General features: G+C 44.2%; 15 protein-coding genes and 1 pseudogene. All 16 read right to left on the bottom strand.

What is annotated here, in order from left to right:
- Positions 1 to 18: 18 nt before the first annotated feature.
- Entirely contained in the window at positions 19 to 1,032 is a 1,014-nt protein-coding gene (locus tag B9T62_RS38435) for an endo-1,4-beta-xylanase (protein ID WP_087913404.1), read from the bottom strand.
- On the bottom strand, positions 1,029 to 1,721 hold the full coding sequence (locus tag B9T62_RS41565) for a beta-xylosidase family glycoside hydrolase (RefSeq protein WP_342746145.1): 693 nt from the start codon (positions 1,719 to 1,721) through the stop codon (positions 1,029 to 1,031). Before B9T62_RS41565 ends, B9T62_RS38435 begins: the two co-directional genes overlap by 4 nt.
- Positions 1,722 to 1,744: 23 nt before the next feature.
- Positions 1,745 to 2,575 (bottom strand): glycoside hydrolase family 43 protein, encoded by an 831-nt coding sequence (locus B9T62_RS41560; protein WP_342746144.1) that lies wholly within the window; start codon positions 2,573 to 2,575, stop codon positions 1,745 to 1,747.
- Between the two features lie 43 nt (positions 2,576 to 2,618).
- Complete coding sequence (locus B9T62_RS38425; protein ID WP_169834502.1) at positions 2,619 to 3,512, bottom strand: carbohydrate ABC transporter permease; 894 nt, start codon at positions 3,510 to 3,512, stop codon at positions 2,619 to 2,621.
- 68 nt (positions 3,513 to 3,580) lie between these two features.
- Positions 3,581 to 4,549, bottom strand: a complete 969-nt coding sequence (locus B9T62_RS38420; protein WP_087913401.1) for an ABC transporter permease — start codon at positions 4,547 to 4,549, stop codon at positions 3,581 to 3,583.
- 89 nt (positions 4,550 to 4,638) lie between these two features.
- The gene (locus B9T62_RS38415) at positions 4,639 to 6,348 is read right to left on the bottom strand and encodes a type 2 periplasmic-binding domain-containing protein (protein ID WP_087920054.1); all 1,710 of its coding nucleotides are present in this window, start codon (positions 6,346 to 6,348) and stop codon (positions 4,639 to 4,641) included.
- Positions 6,349 to 6,462: 114 nt separating this feature from the next.
- Positions 6,463 to 7,995, bottom strand: coding sequence for a response regulator transcription factor (locus B9T62_RS38410; RefSeq protein WP_087920053.1), 1,533 nt, complete (start codon positions 7,993 to 7,995; stop codon positions 6,463 to 6,465).
- 20 nt (positions 7,996 to 8,015) lie between these two features.
- Positions 8,016 to 9,815, bottom strand: a complete 1,800-nt coding sequence (locus B9T62_RS38405) for a sensor histidine kinase (RefSeq protein WP_087920052.1) — start codon at positions 9,813 to 9,815, stop codon at positions 8,016 to 8,018.
- An 18-nt stretch (positions 9,816 to 9,833) separates the two neighbouring features.
- Positions 9,834 to 11,375 (bottom strand): response regulator transcription factor, encoded by a 1,542-nt coding sequence (locus B9T62_RS38400; protein ID WP_087920051.1) that lies wholly within the window; start codon positions 11,373 to 11,375, stop codon positions 9,834 to 9,836.
- 134 nt (positions 11,376 to 11,509) lie between these two features.
- Positions 11,510 to 11,725 (bottom strand): annotated as a pseudogene (locus B9T62_RS38395) (peptide-methionine (S)-S-oxide reductase); the annotation flags it as partial.
- A gap of 137 nt (positions 11,726 to 11,862) precedes the next feature.
- Positions 11,863 to 13,497: a chaperonin GroEL gene (gene groL, locus B9T62_RS38390; RefSeq protein ID WP_087920049.1), complete on the bottom strand. Its 1,635-nt coding sequence runs from the start codon at positions 13,495 to 13,497 to the stop codon at positions 11,863 to 11,865.
- A gap of 231 nt (positions 13,498 to 13,728) precedes the next feature.
- Positions 13,729 to 14,010 (bottom strand): co-chaperone GroES, encoded by a 282-nt coding sequence (gene groES / locus B9T62_RS38385; RefSeq protein ID WP_087920048.1) that lies wholly within the window; start codon positions 14,008 to 14,010, stop codon positions 13,729 to 13,731.
- A gap of 817 nt (positions 14,011 to 14,827) precedes the next feature.
- Positions 14,828 to 15,883: a BtaManbiosPhlase gene (locus B9T62_RS38380; RefSeq protein WP_087920047.1), complete on the bottom strand. Its 1,056-nt coding sequence runs from the start codon at positions 15,881 to 15,883 to the stop codon at positions 14,828 to 14,830.
- Positions 15,884 to 15,896: 13 nt separating this feature from the next.
- The gene (locus B9T62_RS38375) at positions 15,897 to 16,853 is read right to left on the bottom strand and encodes an MTP-1 family protein (protein ID WP_245864275.1); all 957 of its coding nucleotides are present in this window, start codon (positions 16,851 to 16,853) and stop codon (positions 15,897 to 15,899) included.
- Positions 16,854 to 16,942: 89 nt separating this feature from the next.
- Entirely contained in the window at positions 16,943 to 17,782 is an 840-nt protein-coding gene (locus tag B9T62_RS38370) for a carbohydrate ABC transporter permease (RefSeq protein ID WP_087920046.1), read from the bottom strand.
- Positions 17,769 to 18,644 carry a carbohydrate ABC transporter permease gene (locus B9T62_RS38365; RefSeq protein ID WP_087920045.1) on the bottom strand — a complete coding sequence of 292 codons (876 nt, stop codon included), beginning with the start codon at positions 18,642 to 18,644 and terminating at the stop codon, positions 17,769 to 17,771. The genes B9T62_RS38370 and B9T62_RS38365 overlap by 14 nt, the downstream gene beginning before the upstream one ends.
- Between the last annotated feature and the right edge of the window lie 7 nt (positions 18,645 to 18,651).

Below are 18,651 nucleotides of genomic sequence, written 5' to 3'. Positions count from 1 at the left end.
CATTCTTGAGTTCACGTTCTACAGCAGGGCGTTGGCAATCCGGCTAAAGGCCGGTTTCGGCTGCTGCCGCTCATCGAACAGAAACGGCCAGTTCTTCCGCCCACGGACCGGGAAATCATCCAGCCAGGTATAATCATCCGCCGCTCCCCAGAAGGTGACCGCGCTGATAACATCGCTGTATTCCCGCAGCAGCCGGAATACCGCATCATACCGCTCCGCCTGCAGGGCGAGCAGATCCGCGCCAGGAGCCTTCAGGTCGGTGCGTCTGTCGTCGAATCGGAAGACCGACAGATCCAGCTCTGTGAGCTGAAGCTGCAGACCCAGTAAAGCATATTTCTCGATCGCGGCCCGGATATCATCCAGCGAAGGATCGTACAGATTCCAGTGGGCCTGCAGGCCGACGCCATGCACGGGAACACCCTGCTCCACGAGCGACTTCAGCAGGGTGTATATTTTGTCGCGCTTGCCGGGCTGGGACTCGTTATAGTCATTGTAGAATAACATGGCCTGCGGATCAGCCTCATGCGCGTATTCAAAAGCTTTGGCAATATAGTCGGTTCCTGCAATGTCCTGCCACTTCGTCGGACGCAGATATTGGTCAGCCTCATCTGCTATCACCTCATTCACTACATCCCAGGCATAAATATCCTGCTTGTAGCGTCCTACAACCGTATCGATATGCGATTTCAGCCTGGCAAGCAGCGTCACCTTGTCCACAAGGCCGCCGTGCTTATCCTGAAACAGCCAATCCGTCGTCTGATTATGCCAGACAAGGGTATGTCCGCGCATGGCCAGCCCGTGCTTGCGGGCGAATGCCACCAACTGATCCGCTTCTTCGAAGGTATAGATTCCTTCCTGCGGCTGCAGGCTGGCGAATTTCATCTCATTCTCCGCAGTGATGCTGCCGAAGTGATACGCCAGCAGCGCCGCCTGGGACTGAATCGTCAAGGGATTCACTGCCGCTCCAATTTTGAAATCTTCAGAAAATAATGATTTTAAAGAGGGTTCAGTAAAATGATTAGCTTCTCTCATGAAGAACCTCCTATACGGTAATCAAACCAGTCGAAGTAGGCTTGCTCCCTTGCGATCTCCCCATGACCTGTTGCATACATACCGATAACCACACCGGTAAAGCCGTTTCCTTCCATTGCCTGTGGAGACAAGGGATACGCCGCTCCGACAGCCAGTTCATGCCACTCCTGACCATCCAGAGAATACAGCAGCGAATATTTTGCAATATCCGCTTGGATTTTCAGGTACACTTTCTCGGCTGTAGTTGGAATGGATGCAGCTATTTCGGTTTTGCCTTTAACCGTCAAATAAGCTGCAATGACCCGTTGACCCTCGTGTTGGCCCAGTCCAATTGCATAATGTGCCTTCTCATCTAATCTAACGCATAATCCTGCCTCTTCGCTGGCCTGTGTGCTTGTTAATTCCAGCAGCGTACTCCATTCTTCCTTAACATGCTGCTGTCTTCTGCCAATGAACGCTACCTGGCCAATATCATTTAGACTGGCTGGTTGTCCCCGAAGAGACAGCCAGCCCGGGCGTTCGCCTAATGACCAGCTACCTTCAGCCGGATTACGCAGGAACGTCAATGAAAAGGGCAGCGTGTCATCGTCAAATTCATATCTGCCGCTATCGGCAGGTTTGGGCGACGATCCAGGTACACGCGGAACCTTCATTTCCAATCCGACGGTATCTTCATTATTATCAATCATTGGCCAGCCATCTTCACTCCAGCTTACAGGGCAAGGAAAGTCTCTCTACCCAGCACGGTATACTTGGAATCCACGAGCCGCACGCCTAGAAATACGGCCCACCAATCCCCATTGTTATCCTCGATCAAATCAGCATGACCCAAATACTGAATAGGACTTTCCGTATCTTTATGCGTTAATATCGGATGCGGCAACCGCTCAAAAGGACCATAAGGAGAGGAAGAACGACCGATAATTTCACGGTGTTCTTTTGCCGTTCCTCCTGAAGCGGTCATAATATAGTAAATTCCATTTATTTTGTACAAATGTGGCCCTTCCGTCCAGGGTCCTCCGTCACCGGTCCAGATAACAACAGGTTCAGTTAACGCTTCCCCTGTGGCCACATCAATCTCATATTGAATGGCATGGGAATCATAATCCGCCCCCTGCTGTGTAGTGACATATACCCTTCCATCGTCATCAAACATCAGAGAGGGGTCAATTCCTCCATAGGGGATACTAATCGGATCTGACCAAGGACCCGCAGGATCAGCAGCTGTAACGTAAAAGTTCCCTCTTCCCCCTACATCTGTAGTTATCATATAAAACATACCGTCATAATACCGGATCGTCGGAGCAAAGATGCCACCTGAGCTTTTGCAGCCTCTGATATCGAGCTGGCTCATCCGATCCAGCACATGTCCTATCTGTGTCCAGTGAATCAAGTCTCTGCTGTGAAAGATAGGTACGCCCGGGAAATATTCGAAGGAACTACAGACCAGATAAAAGTCATCCCCTGCCCGGGTAATACTTGGATCGGGATAGAAGCCCGGAAGAATTGGATTCGAATATGAGATTGAAGATTGAATCATCATGTAAACTAACAACCTTCCGTACTTGTAATAGTGATAACCGATGTTATTCCTTCACGCTTCCTACGTTCATTCCAACTACAAAATACTTTTGCATGAATGGATAGACTAGCAAAATTGGAACCGAAGCAACGATGGTAACGGCTGCACGAATGGACATTGGAGTAACCATTGACCCCGTAGACTCCGCAGTTACCCCTGCCCCGTTAACCACACTAGGGTCACTATTCGCATTCATACTAGATGATATTAACTTCATCAATTCATATTGCAATGTACTCAAGTTCTGGCGGGAAGATGTGTAGATAAAAGCATCAAACCATGAGTTCCATGCACCTACTGCAACAAAAAGGGCGATCGTAGCAAGAACAGGTTTACACAAAGGAAAGACTACTCTCATGAAGATTGTAAATTCTCCAGCACCGTCGATTCTTGCGGATTCCATAAGACTTTCATGCAAGGAACCAATATAAGTACGGATGACGATCATATTAAATGCACTTACCATCGAAGGTATTACATATACCCAGAACGAATTGAGCAAATGAAGATCCTTAATAAGGAAATAGTTTGGAATCAGACCCGCACTAAAATACATGGTGAGGACGAATACAAAGGTAATTTGCTTGCGGAAAACATATTCTTTCCGGCTTAACGTATATGCAAGCATCGTGGTTAAGAATAGATTTAGGATCGTAGATAATACTGTTCGTGCTACCGAAACCCAAAAGGCAGGAATAATTGTACCAGAGGCAAAAACAGCCTTGTAGTTCTGTATAGTCCACTCTCTTGGCCATAGATAAATGCCGCCGCGGATGGTATCATTCCCCTCATTCAAGGAGATTGCTATTGTATTCAGGAATGGATACAAGGTAACAGTCACTAGACATATCATAAATACAGTATTGAAGGTGCCAAACAATATAGGCTCGACGCCCATATATCTTATACGTTTTCCAACATTGCTCTTTGGAGATTTTTGAGGTATCAATTGAGTTTTTTCCATGATTATAACAGCCTCTCTTCCCCTAGCCGCTTCGAAGTCCAGTTAGCTAATAGCAGCAACGTTACACTTACGACTGTTTTAAAGATACCACCCGCAGTGGCCAAGGAATAATTCCCTTGCGCAATCCCGTATTTCAATACAAATATATCAATCGTTTCTGACCAGTCCATAATAAGACCGTTCCCTAACAAGTACGGTACCTCAAAACCGACATCCAGTACATGTCCTACGGACATTATCAACAGGATTACTATGGTTGCTTTAATTCCCGGCAATGTTACATTGAACATTCTTCTGTACCGGTTAGCTCCATCAATCTCTGCAGCCTCATATAATGCTGGATCAATAGAAGCAATAGCAGCCAAATAGATAATCGTGCTCCATCCCACTTCTTTCCAGATGTGTGAAGCCCCCACAATACCCCAGAAATACTTCCCTTCACTCAACCAAAGGATCGGTGAATCAATAAGATGCAATTTCATGAGTACGACGTTGATGATCCCGTCGCCAACCGAGAGGGAGGTAGCTACAATCCCTGTTACAATAATCCAAGAGAGAAAGTGCGGCAAATAAGATATGGTCTGAACTGTTCTTTTCCAAAGGACATTTTTGATTTCATTAAGTAGCAAGGCCAGTATTATCGCAGTCATAAATCCTAGAATGAGATTAATTATTCCCATCGCCAATGTATTGCGCAGTACCCTTAAAAAGTTATCGTCCGTAAAAAGAAACTTGAAGTGTTTAAAGCCAACCCATGTTTGTTCGCCAAAAGCCTTAGCTGGTCTATAATTCTGAAAAGCCATAGTCCATCCCCAAACGGGAACATAAGCAAATAGTACAATATACATCGTTAAAGGAACCGACATCCAAATCAGCTGTCTCTGATTCTTGATCAAAGACCAAGTAATAGGTTGCTTCTTTTTTCTCTTAGGATGCCGGTTAACTTTTTTTTCCGTTAAAATCTCATCCATATATAGTTTTCTCCCCACATCATCCATATATTTCAGAAAGTGGTGGGCTCATGAGCCACCACTTTCTGATTTTTGAAACAAAGGGCGGACTATTTTACACTCCAGGTATCAAATCTCCATTTAAGCTGTTCATTGATTCTGTCTTCGTAGGCTTTGACATTCACTTTACCCATTTCTTTAACAAAGTCATTCCAAACTTTATCGAAATCTGATGAACTAGCCAAGATTGCTTTTGGCAAGAACTTGGTTTTCAATTCACCCATCTTCGTCTCGGCAATTTTGGCATCAGAGCCTTCGACAAGATCTATGGACCAAGCTGGATAAGCTACTGGGTTTGGCCCAGGCTCACTGAAGAAATCCGCATAACTGTTTATTCCGTATCCGTCAAGGATTTCCTTATCATATGGCTTCAATCCTGCCTTGTATTCTTCAGGTTGAGCTGCGGCGTCCGTTGAGTTCCCATCTGCAAAGTACCCTTGCATTTTCGGAGCGGTACCCCACCACGCGTCTGCTTTGTTGCTGAGCTTCCATGTAGCATCAACTGCGTTCACACGTTGTTCTGCGGTTCTCATAAAACGGCCGTTTTCTACTATATAATCTTCGCCTTCAATGCCCCAAGTGAGCACTTTTTGCCAATCTTCTTGAATCATTCTATCCATTAGCTTTATGATTTTCACAGCATTTTTAGCATTAACAGTGATCCCAAAACCATTATTCAAGTTAAGAGCTGGCCGATCAAGATAGTAGTCTTTGGTGTTGGTATCATATACAAGAGGAAGTCCTACATAAGTTCTCTCAATTTTGTTTTGTGTCGAGAGTGAATCTTCTGCTTTCTGGAAGTTCCAGTGCTGATCAAACATTCCCAGAACAGCTCCACTAGACAGTTTCGCTAGATATTGGTCATAATTCTGCACAAATGCTTCTTGGTCGATAATACCCAATCCGTTCATTTCATTAAGCTTTTGATAGTACTGCTTAGCATAGTCTTTATCAGCAAAGAGTTCTGCAACGTTATCTTTAACAACTACTCCGCCGTCGTTAGGATGTCCAATCAGATGCTGAGGAGCGTTAAACAACCCCCAGTTTCTCCAGTCGTTGTTAAGAATCTCAAATCCGATCGTTGGAGTTCCATCAATGGTTGGATTCTTCTCTTTATATTTGACGAGGAGATCGAAATACTCATCCAATGTTTTAACCTGTGGATAACCGGCATCTTTAAGTATAGCTTTCTGAATCCAGAAAGCTGGACCTGAATAATAGGTTGTACTCATTTTACCGTTATACGCACCATAGTTTGGAAGCGTGTAGATATGTCCATCATTTGGGTCTTTCATCATGTTCCAGTAATCTGCGTAATGCGCTTTCAAATTCGGAGCGTGTTCTTCAATCAAATCTTCGAGAGGAATAAATGCGCCTGCTGCCGTCAGTTGGGTATTGGCAGTCATCAAGTCTGGATAATCCTGACCAGCAATCATAACGCCAAGCTTCTGCTTAAGATCCCCAGCCAAGAATTCGAAATTGAATGATGCGCCTGTTTCTTCCTTGATCTTTTTATAAATCTTATTGTCCGGTGTAGGCTGCTGACCCGCCTCACCGAGAAAAATACTAATCTCGAAAGGTTCAATCTTCTCCTCCGAGCCTGTTGTATTTCCAGCTGCAGTTTCTGCGGGTTTGTTACCTTCCTCCTTGGTGGCAGCACTGTTGTTATTGTTTCCACCACAACCTGCCAGTGTAAGACTAAGGGATAACAACGTTACCAAACTAAGCTTGAACATTGACGACTTCGACTTGCCCCCCATTAAAACACCTCCATGTTTTTGGTATATCCATTTTGTAAGCACTTACATGAGTAAATTATAGAGGTGTTTTTTGTCTGAAAATACAACCTAATTAAAGGAGTACCCCAAAAAAGTTTAGAACTTAGCCTGCCTATACTCATTCGGGCTCATCGACATTTTCTTTTCGAATTGCTTTAGAAACTGAGAATAATTAGAATATCCTACCTTTTCTGCCACTTGAGCGCTCCTCAACTTATTTTCGCGAAGCAGACGTGCTGCTTCTTCAATTCGAAGATTATGCAGTAACTCATTGAAATGGAGACCGTTCTTTTTGCTTAATAATTGTCCCAGATACACCGGATGCAGAAAAAAAATCTCCGAGAGCTGTTTTATAGTCAGGCTTTCGCGATAATGCTCCTGAATATATTGATTAATTTCCTGCACGATTCCCCGTGACTTTTGATTTTGTTCATTTAGCTGAATATCAATAATCGCCTCGCCGCAAAAGAGCAAATGATTCATTAACCCCTCAAACGAAATCATCGAATCCAGTATTTCAGGAATTCTGATTTCTGACACAACTGAAGACCCTTGTCCTCTGCTTCCTTCAGGAGTAAACGCTATGATTTTGTACATGATATGGATAACGATCTTTTTCACAGTCTCCGGAGCAATATACATCTCACGAAAGCTTCCCGCTGCGGAATCCACCGCTTGACTAAACCCGGATTTGTCCAACGTGTTAATCGATCTTATCATGGCATCCATGAGCTCCATTTGGTCATAGTGGTAACTGAAGGGTTTATTCTGCAGATTCTTGTAAGATAGAAATCCGGAATATTCAGAACCATAAAAATAATGCAAGATCGTTTCTTTTGCTGTCTGATAACAACTCATTATTCTCAATAAGGAAGTTACGCGGCCCCCCAGTGCAATATGTACTTGCTGTTTCGAATAATCCCGCTGCTGAGAGGTAATGACATACGAAATTTCATCCTCTTCATCCGAATGGGTACCGTATACGATCCCAAACACATTAGCTTCCAGGTCAATCAGAAACATCGGGGCACCGTCAATTAGCATAGAAGCTGTTCTCTCTCTTAATTCCGCATATATAGCCGGCTCAGTCTGCATCAGACAGAAATTCCAATAGCTTTTCCCTGCCGACAATCTGGACAGAACCTCAAGGTCAGCCTGGTCTGCGGGTTTATCATGTAAAAGCCCTTTAATAAGGGTTACTATCTCTTCCGAAGAGGCGATTTGGTTTAAATTCCGATTCCGTGTTTCTTGTTCCAGCTCCTGATAAATTTCCATTAATTCCTCCGCTGCTTCCTCCGGAAAAATCGGCTTCAGCAGATAATAGCTGATTCCATACCTTATGGCGGTCTGAGCATATTCAAACTCGCTATAACCACTTACTATGGCGAACTTAGTCTCCCTGGAGCCCTCTTGCTGCCACGCTGCAATCATCTCCAGCCCGTTCATCAGCGGCATATTCACATCCGTAATCACCAGATCAGGTTGAAGCTTTCTAATCAGCTCCAGCCCCTCCCTGCCATTGCTGGAGGTTCCACATACCTCGAAGCCAAGCTCCTCCCAATTGATCCACAATAACATGCCTTCAAGTGCACTCGGCTCATCATCAATAAGTAGCACTCTATATTTCATAGGTGACCCTCGCTCTCTGGCTATTGAATCCGTTCAAGCAACCTTAACGGAATCTCAAATATAACCACCGTCTCTTGGTTAGGGATACTGCTGATCTCAAAACGTACTTGATCCTCATAATATAATTCCAGTCTCCGGTATACATTACGAATTCCGATATTGGTTCCCGATGAAGTCTCACTTTGGATCGTAAATAATAATCCCTTCAGTTTATCCGCTTCGATCCCTTTGCCGTTATCCGAGACGGTAATTTGCAAGCGGCTATCCACAACCACAGCTTTTACTTTAATTATTCCAATGCCCTCTATGGCCTGCAGGCCATGTTTGCAGGAATTCTCTACAAGCGGCTGCATGCTGAGCTTCGGAATTTTGTATTGAAGTGCCTGCTCGTCTATTTCAAAACAATAATCAAACTTATCCCTGAAGCGGAATTTTTCAATTTTGAGATACATTTCTATAAATAATAACTCTTCCTGCAGGGAAACCAGATCATCCTTCCAGCTCAATAATCTTCGCAGCAGCTTCGATAAGCTTTTGATAATATCGGTAACATCGGTGTAATTATTTTTGGTACAGACCACAAGGATCGCATTTAGAGTATTAAATAAAAAATGTGGATTCATCTGACTTTGCAGGAAATTCAGCTCGGCTCTAACTCTTTCCATCTCGAGATTTTTTTTCTGAATTTCCAGTTTATACACATCGTTAATGAGCGAATTAATTCTGGCGGTCATTCTGTTGAAATTCCGGATCAATCCGCCGATTTCATCCTGACCCTCGTCCATTTGGATTAACTCAAACTTCTCATTCGTAACCTTCTGCATATGTCTGGACAGCCGCTTTACGCGATAATTATAGGACCGCAGCATAACATATAAAAAAATAAAAGTTAACACTGTTACAGCAGCCGCCAAAAGACCTGCATACATTCTTATATCCAGCATGGCTTGGGAAATTCGTTCTCCCTCTGTGATGCCAATAAGACGCCAGCCCTTAATATAATTAGCGTTACCTACTGATACGACATGAATGTCTTCCTCATGCTTATCATCCGGCATCCTGAACAGAGGATAAGGTTCCTCCGTCACTCTCTGATAACCACTTTGTGCGGACATAACAATCTGGTTCTGCTCATTAATCAGATATAAACTGAGGTAGTCCTTTTCCCGGATAATGAAGTCATAAATTTTACTGAGGTCCAAGTCAATTTTCACAATTTTTTCATATTTATCCAAAGAGTTGTACTTATCCATCTGCTCAATCACACTAAGATATGGTGTCGTAGAGGGGCTGTTAACGGTTTCATTAACACGATAAGCGGTAACATTAACATGATTGTTCGAGGCAATTGACTGCTTGTACCATTCACTCTCTGAAATACTCCGATTAATGATCTGATAGTTGCCCCCGGAAACAATAGAGTTGTTCCTCGTAAACACGCTAATCCGCTGGATTTGATTATTCACAGGCATATAGCTGTTCATCCGATCCCTAAGCTGTTCGTCAAAGGTAGCATAGAAATCTGACCCGTTCTCATAGGTCCGATCAAGCATTTCATACAAATTCTTATCATTGGAAAGAGCGTAACTGACCGCTAAGCCTCCTTCTATAAAATCATGAATATCTTTTCTTGCTCTTTCCAATGATATTTCCAGATTCTGTTGCTCTCTTGATTTGATAAGATCGGAAATTCGGTCCAAAAATACAAGGTTAATGATGATTATGGGCAGAAGAACACCTACGATGTAGATAAGTGAAAACTTATAGTTCAGCGGAATGTTATTAACTATACTTCCAAACCTGAGATTTTTTCTCTTCATAATCCGGCACCCTTCTCCTTAGAGCTGCTTATTTTTGTTTTCATTTTTATATGCAGAGGGAACTACTCCCACGCTCATCTTAAACTTATCGATGAAATAGTCCGCGTTCGAGAACCCCACTTGAACAGCTATATCGAATATCTTCAATTGAGTCCGCTTAAGAAGCGTTTTGGCTTCTTCTATCCGTTTACCATTCACATATTCATTAAAGCTCTGACCCGTCTTTTTCCTGAACAGTTGCCCCAAATAGGTAGAATTCATATGAAATTGTCTTGCCAATTCTTGGAGCTGCAATTTATTACGGAATTCATGGTCTACATACCGAATAACGTTATAAATCGTATCCCCTTCATTTTGCCGCTTTAACTCCGATAGATAACCAGCCGTCTGTTGACATAGTCTATGAACATAGTTTCTTAATAAAAAGTAATCACTAAGTTCACCCAGATTCCCGAACTCTGCCTGCAGTTTTTTCATTATCCTATTGGGGTCACCCTTCATTTCTGCTATAAGCCTGCATATCGTTAATTCCAGATGAGCCACAAGGGCTTGCACGGCTTCAATTGAGAATTGTCGTTCCGAGTAGGAGGCAAATATAGCCTTAACAGAAGCCTGTATTTGTAATTCATCATTCACTTGGACCTTAGCAAGCAGTTGTTCAAAGCCTTGTTCCTCAAGTTCATTCCCGTTCTTAATGTTCCTTAATTCCTTATAATAAAAAACTCCGCTCTTCTCCTTCTGATACTTAAGTTTCCATACTTCAAGCGACTGTGAATACAGCTCTTGAATAGTCCGCAAGCCAATCAACCTGTCACTAACCGCCACTATTGCCGGTTCTTGCATATGTTTCTCCAAATCCCTGCGAATCTGATAGACGGCCGCGTCCACATTTTCTGAGGATATAGAATCCGCCTGAACGATGATCCCGGTTCTTCCGGCTCCATCCTGAAATAAGCAGGCTGATCCTTCAGGGAAATACTCATTAATCTGTTGATTAAAATCCGTCACGGGCGAAGTTGATTTCATAAGAATGCACAGTAGTTCCGAATCATTGTTCAGCTTCATTAAGTTCCGACTCAGAAGCTCCAGACTCTCGTTGTACTCCCCTTGAATCAGACGGTTTATAATGTTTTTAACGATAAAAGCTCGCTTTTTATGATGTTGTTGACTGGAAGCGTTTTCATCGTTGATAACAGTACTAAGCCTATCCAGCAAGGATTCTATTTCCTCATCATCAATTGGTTTTAGCAAATATTCATTCACTCGTTGCCGTAATGCAACACGGGCATATTCAAAATCATCATAACCGCTTAGAATCACAAACCTTGGCGGTTTCACCATTAATTCATGTATCTGCGCAATGAGTTCCAGACCATTGATAACAGGCATATTTATATCGGTCAGTACCAAATCCGGCTGGTGTTCTTGGATAAGCCTCAGCGCGTCAGATCCGTTGAGAGCCTCCGCACAGACCTCAAAACCGTATTCCCCCCAGTCAATCATCGTTCTAAGTCCTTCAAGAACCCATGGCTCATCATCAACGATCAGGACTTTCAGCATGATGTCAACTCCAATCCTAGTTAGATATGTCCATATTTTCCATCAAAATAGATGTGTTCCCATGCTACCATATTTGAATAAAGCTGTGAATGATTATTCTTTTTATTAAACCGAATCAAATATATTCCTATATCAGGACTGGACTTGTGATAGCCCTGGTGCTCTGCTTCGGCAGCATAGAACGGCCCCGCAGGCAGAATCGGAGTCACGATGGGCCCCTTGAAGCGGCGGCTTGCCTGCAGCGCCTGCTTGGACGCCTCCGCCTGAAGCCGCTGCTGCTCGCTGTGCACGAAGATCGCCGTGGAATAGGAATGTCCACGGTCCAGAAATTGCCCCCCGGCATCCAATGGACATCCTTCCCCTTTTCACAGCTGAACTATATTCGCGATTCCCCATTTCAAAAAAAGAATGCCGCCAAGAGGATATAATCCACCGGGCAGCATTCTTTTCTATTATCAATCGCAAGATTTATACAGTTGGAAATATCTTACATCATGCCGCCCATACCGCCCATGCCGCCCATATCAGGCATGCCTGCGCCGCCTTTATCAGACTCTGGTTTGTCAGCGATAACCGCTTCGGTAGTCAGGAACATTGCAGCCACGGAAGCTGCGTTCTGCAGCGCGTAACGTGTTACCTTCGCAGGGTCAACGATACCGGCTTCGAACATGTTCACCCACTCATCGGTAGCAGCGTTGTAGCCGATGCCGATCTCTTCTTTCTTCAGACGGTCCACGATAACGGAACCTTCCTGTCCAGCGTTGGCAGCGATAGTGCGAACTGGCTCTTCCAGAGCGCGCAGCACGATGTTCACGCCGGTTCTTTCGTCGCCCGTTGCTTCTACAGCAGCCACAGCAGCATATACGTTCACAAGCGCTGTACCGCCACCGGATACGATACCTTCTTCAACCGCAGCACGGGTTGCGTTCAGGGCGTCTTCGATGCGCAGCTTGCGTTCTTTCAGTTCAGTTTCAGTTGCAGCGCCTACTTTGACAACGGCTACGCCGCCAGCCAATTTAGCCAGACGCTCCTGCAGTTTCTCTTTGTCGAACTCGGAAGTGGTATCTTCCAATTGGGAACGGATCTGGCTGACGCGTGCAGTGATGTCTGCTTTGTCGCCGCTACCGTCAATGATTGTAGTATTTTCTTTGGTTACGCGCACTTGACGAGCGTTACCCAGCTGTTCGATGGTAGTGCTTTTCAGGTCAAGACCCAGCTTCTCAGTGATCACTTGACCACCAGTCAGGGCAGCGATGTCCTGCAGCATAGCTTCGCGGCGGTCGCCGAAGCCAGGAGCTTTAACAGCAACAGCGTTGAAGGTTCCGCGCAGTTTGTTTACGATCAGCATAGCCTGAGCTTCGCCTTCGATATCTTCAGCGATGATGACCAATGGACGTGCCTGCTGAACGATTTTTTCAAGCAATGGCAGGATTTCCTGCGTGCTGCTGATTTTTTTGTCAGTGATCAGGATGTACGGGTTCTCCAGAACGGCTTCCATTTTGTCCGTATCGGTAATCATGTACGGGGAAATGTAACCACGGTCGAACTGCATACCTTCTACTACTTCAAGCTCAGTCAGGAACCCACGGGATTCTTCAACGGTGATAACGCCGTCTTTACCGACTTTTTCCATAGCTTCAGCAATCAGTTGGCCAACTTCTTCGTCCGCAGCGGAGATCGAAGCCACTTGAGCAATAGCCTGCGAGTCTTTGATAGGCTTGGAAATTCTTTGCAATTCGATTACAGCAGCTTTAACCGCTTTGTCGATCCCTTTGCGGATAACCATTGGGTTAGCGCCTGCAGTTACGTTCTTCAGACCTTCGCGGATCATGGCCTGAGCCAGAACCGTTGCAGTTGTCGTACCGTCACCGGCTACATCGTTGGTCTTGGTAGCTACTTCTTTAACCAGCTGTGCGCCCATGTTCTCAAAAGCGTCTTCCAGCTCGATTTCCTTGGCGATGGTAACACCGTCATTGGTGATCAGCGGGCTGCCGAATTTCTTCTCAAGCACCACGTTGCGGCCTTTAGGTCCAAGTGTAACCTTTACTGCGTTTGCCAGAGCATCTACACCGCGAAGCATTGCCCGGCGAGCATCTTCACTGAATTTAATTTCTTTAGCCATGTGAAAGTAACCTCCTAAAAGTTTTGTGAGCATACGCTCCTTGATTTACTTCGTGCAAAACTCGCTTCGTAAGCATATGCCAAGTTTTGTGAGCATACGCTCCTAGATTTACTTCGTGCAAAACTCGCTTCGTAAGCATATGCCAAGTTTTGTGAGCATACGCTCCTTGATTTACTTCGTACCTGTAAGTATTTGACAAGTTGCTTATGGTGTTGCTATGAATGGCTGCACTTAGCCAAGAATGGCGTGAATGTCGCTTTCTTTCATAATCAGGTATTCTTTGCCTTCATATTTCACTTCGGTGCCGGCATATTTCGAGAAAAGAACGCGGTCGCCTTCTTTAACTTCCAGCGGTACACGTACTCCATCCTTCAAAGCCCCGCTGCCAATTGCGATTACTGTACCTTCTTGCGGCTTCTCTTTGGAAGAGTCCGGAAGCACGATACCGAAAGAAGTTGTTTCTTCAGCTGCACTCGCTTCTACCAATACGCGTTCACCCAATGGTTTGATCATGAAAAATAGCCTCCTTTGAATTATGTTGTTTACCTTGAAAACAATTAAGTTAGGACACCAAATGAATCCTCAGATTCACTGGTAATCTTGAAAAATACGAACTAGGCATGACATATAACGCCCATTCCCATACTTTCCAGAACATTAGCACTCGACAACCTATAGTGCTAACAACAATTTTTATGATACTCAACTTGAATGGGAATTTCAAGTCCTTTTACACAAATCGCCCTCTTTTTTTGAGAAAATATAGTTTTAGGGCCTGTACAAGTCATACCTTCATACATTTTATCCACTCCGAAAAAAATTATGCCACAAAAAGAGGCTCAAAATCAAAATCAGCGGTTGACCCCTTGTGAATGATGCCCGCTACGGGTTCGGAGGGTTCTTTGGCATTCTGACAACTCCACCGTTTCATTCTTAAGTTCATCTTATATAGTCTCATATGTCCAGTCCAAAGAATTAGTTGCGAAACTGCATCTATTTAGCCGTTTTTTTCTGTGTTGGAGGAGATAAGTGCGAAAACGCACCTAATTTAGGATTTTGAGCGTAATAAGCTTGCTTTACTCGAATTTAGTTGCAGATATGCACTTATTATCCTGATAATGGGTGTTTCGGAGTAAATTAGTTGCAGTTTCGCATCTAATTTACTCCGAAGGTCCCTTGCCTTCTGATTGAGGTTTTAGCTTTCTAAGGAGTAACGCGTAGGTGGCTATGGGGCAATGTTACCTCTAATTCGTCCATTCATGGCATTAAAGGCGAACACTACCGATTCTCCAGAATCCCGTAAGGCCCTCCGCTCTGTTCACTCGTATAGTCATTCCAAGCTATCCAGAATTTCCTTTAGACTGAGCTCCGCACACGCCATAGATGTATCAGCTACGCCATAATACATTTTGACAATATCACCTTCATTAATCGCTCCACAGGAGAAGACGACATCTCCAAAGAAACCATTCTTCTCATAGTCAGCTTCCGGTTCCATAACAGGCTTATTCGAGCGGGCGATCACTTTGGAAGGATCATTCAAATCAAGCAGCACTGCCCCCATACAATAGCGATGATCAAGTGTCGCTCCATGATACAATTCCAACCAACCTTTCTCTGTCTTAAAAGGGACGGCTCCTCCACCGATTCTACCGCTATCCCACATTCCCTCCCGAAGTCCAAGGAGATGCTTATGATTTCCCCAGTATAAGAGATTATCTGATTCAGCGATCCAAATGTTCGGATCTCCGACACTCTTCATCGTGGGACGGTGCAAGGCATAATACTTACCGTTTATCTTCTCAGGGAAAATGAGCACATCCTTATTATCCGGTCCAAAAATCATCCCATGATGCTTCATAGTAACGAAATCGGTTGTTGAAACCATGGACTCCCCAATACCGACAGGTGATACAACTGAGAAGTAGATATAATACGTATCTCCAATCTGCGTTACTCGCGGATCTTCGATTCCGAAAATCTCCTGAATGTTAGAAGGATAGATAAACGGCTTCTCATCCACAGTGAAGTGATGCCCATCGTTACTTCTAGCTATACGGATATAGGACAACGAAGTCAGATATTGAAAAGTTCCACTCTTTGTCTTGTTCCGAATTACACGAGGATCTGAGAAGTCATAACGATGATCATCCTTGCGAATCTTTAAAAGCTCCAGTTCATTGGTTTCGGGATTATAGACTGGGGCCTTCACTATAGTGGGGTCCTCACTTATGGGACGTTCAGCTACACGTAGCAGCATCAGTACTTCACCCTTGTAAGTGGCGATCCCTGCATTAAAGGCTCCAATCACTTCAAAGTCTTCCCGGTGCGGTTTCACATCAGAAGGAGTAATTAACGGATTCTCGGCGTATCTTTGTATATTCATTTGCGTAAACTCCTCAGAGGTAAAGTTTGTCATAACGGATAAAAGGGTCCTCAATCGTGATTCGCTGCGCTTCTGCATCACCTATTCCCGCATATAGCGTAGCCGTTCCATCTTCATGACGAAGTAGCCCTCCGCTGAATACTACATCCTGTAAATCAGGACGCTTGGAAGGTCCAGGAATAAAATTGGCACGAACAGCGATCAACTCAATGTCTGTATGTTCGCCTGTCTTTGGATCTAAGGTGAACACCATAGGATAATATCGACGTTCCTGTTTATCGTAACAAGCGATATGTCCTAACACACCAATCCGTCCACCTTTTAATCGGTGTGCCTCATTGGCACCTCCCCATGCTGAATCAAAAAACTGCTGATCCAAAAGTGGAGCTTCAACAATCGCTTTATTCGTTAACTCATCCAGAGAAGATACTTGCAAGAAGCCGATCTTCCCGCGTCCACCCCTTCTCCCCTTCCATTGGGGCCGAGTAAATACTCCAATCGTACCGTCATGAAGTTCAATTAATCGAAGGTCTTTCATCCCATCAGGGCCCATAAAGAAAGGCTTCAAATGGGCCATATCCTTTCCTCTGTACAAGCAAGTTCTCCACATAAGCGCATGTTCTTTTTTGGGATGTGGAAAAGTTTCTACACCACCCACTATAAGCTCTTGACCAATTCTTGTGTAGAATGGATCCTGTAGAGTCAGCACAGGCGCACCTTCACGAGGCACCCATTCACCATTTCTTTCTACAAAAAAATAGACTTCAGAATGCTCACTATCTCTTGACTCGACCCGGCCTGCAATAACAAGTTCGCCCTCATCTTCGAAAGGAGCAGATATATTGTAAACATCTTTATCGCCTACACCAGTGAAAGAGAGCTTGGCGGCTTCATATACACCGTGGTTTTTTGACATAAACTCCTGTAATAATTGTTCGCATGATTTTAAAGTTGGTAATTGTAAATTCAAGGAAAACTTCCCTCCCAAGGATGGTTATATATTGGTCCGAATTGCCGCCGTATCTACACTCCTTCTTCCAGAAATACAGCTCAGTTTATCTACTTCAAACTAACCTGCATGCCTTGTTGAAAGTTCTTGCCGAAAATAATAAACAGGATAATAATCGGCAGCGATAGGAGTACAGAACCGGCATATAAAGGGCCCGGATAAGTTGCATAAGGGCCAAACATCTGTGACAACAATACATTGAGTGTCAGCATGTTATCGTTTTGAACCATGATCATATCCCATAACAATTCCGTCCAACGTTCCATCAGTAGGAACAAGAAAATGACGCTTGTAATCGATTTAGACATCGGTATCATAACTCGGTATAGAATTTGAAAATCTTTAGCTCCATCTAGCTTTGCAGCTTCTATAAACACAGTTGGAACGGCCTTGAAAAAGTTAGTGTACATGAAAATCGCCCATAAACTCATTCCTTTAGGAATGATCAGTGCCCAGTAGGTATCATACCAACCCAGCTTTTGAATGATCAGGAAACTGGGAATGAGCAGGATGATGGATGGAAAGAACATGTGAAACAGAATGAAGTTATTGACAGTATCGCGTCCCCGGAACTTAAGTTTGGAAAGGGCGTAGGCCACCATCACTGCAAACAGCATCATTAGCGCTGTGGATGCAAGCGACACGATTACACTGTTAAAAAATGCTCCCAACCACGGTCGGGCGATCCCTGATTCTCCACCCGTAAACAACCATGAATACGATTGTAACGTATAGGATGTGGGGATCAGTTTTTTGTCCACTTGCTTCCAATCCGCAAAGGAATTGAGCACCATATACAGGTATGGGTATACCATGACGAGCAGAAGAATAGATGCCAGAGAATAAAGTATGACTAGCCTAGTCCTTTTATTGTTTTTAGACCCAACCATTTCGAGCACCCCACATTTCAAGCAGTTTTCTAATGATATAGATCGATATAAAGGTGGCTATAGCCGCTAACAAAGCTACTGCCGAAGCGTAACCTGCCTGCAGGTTCTTAAAGGCTTGGCTGAAAATCTCCATCTGCCATGTATTTGTCGCAAAATTTGGTCCGCCTCCTGTCAGCTGGTAAACCTCGGTAAAGATCCCGAAGGTCACACCAAAAGCCAGTATGAGCGTTGTATAGAAACCAGGATACAGCAAAGGCAAGGTGATACTCCAGAAGCGTTGATTGCCAGTTACTCCATCAATAGCTGCAGCTTCATATACTTCTTGATCAATGCTCTCCAGAGAGGCGGTTAGGATAAGGGCATAATAACCCGTGAATTTCCAAGCCAGAATCAGTCCAACAATGAATAATGCGGACCATGAGGTGCCTAACCAGTCAATATGAATTCCGATCTTTCGAAGGCTTATGTTCACAGGGCTGTTAAAAGATAGAAAACCCTGTACGATCAAGGAGGAAACTACTCCAGAAGACAAATAGGGCAAGAAGAATCCGACTAGAAACAGACTTTTGTACCGTGGGAGGCTATGCACTAACACAGCTACTATTAACGCCATGACAGAGACGAGCGGCACGAATACCAGCATAAATTTATAGGTCACCCAGAATGCGGCATGAACACTTGGTGATTTTATCGCTTTAACAAAGTTATCAAAACCAATGTATTGAAAGTCTGGAGCGATCAAGTCCCAATTGGTAAAGGACAGATAGAAGGACCAGATCAGTGGAATCAGAAAAAAAACGATGGAGTAAAGAAGGTAAGGACTGGTGAAAAACCAGCCCAACCGATTGTTATTTTCTTTCATTGTTGAA

The organism is Paenibacillus donghaensis (genome assembly GCF_002192415.1).
GTDB lineage: Bacteria > Bacillota > Bacilli > Paenibacillales > Paenibacillaceae > Paenibacillus_AQ > Paenibacillus_AQ donghaensis.
This window is presented reverse-complemented; position numbering and strand designations above follow the sequence as displayed.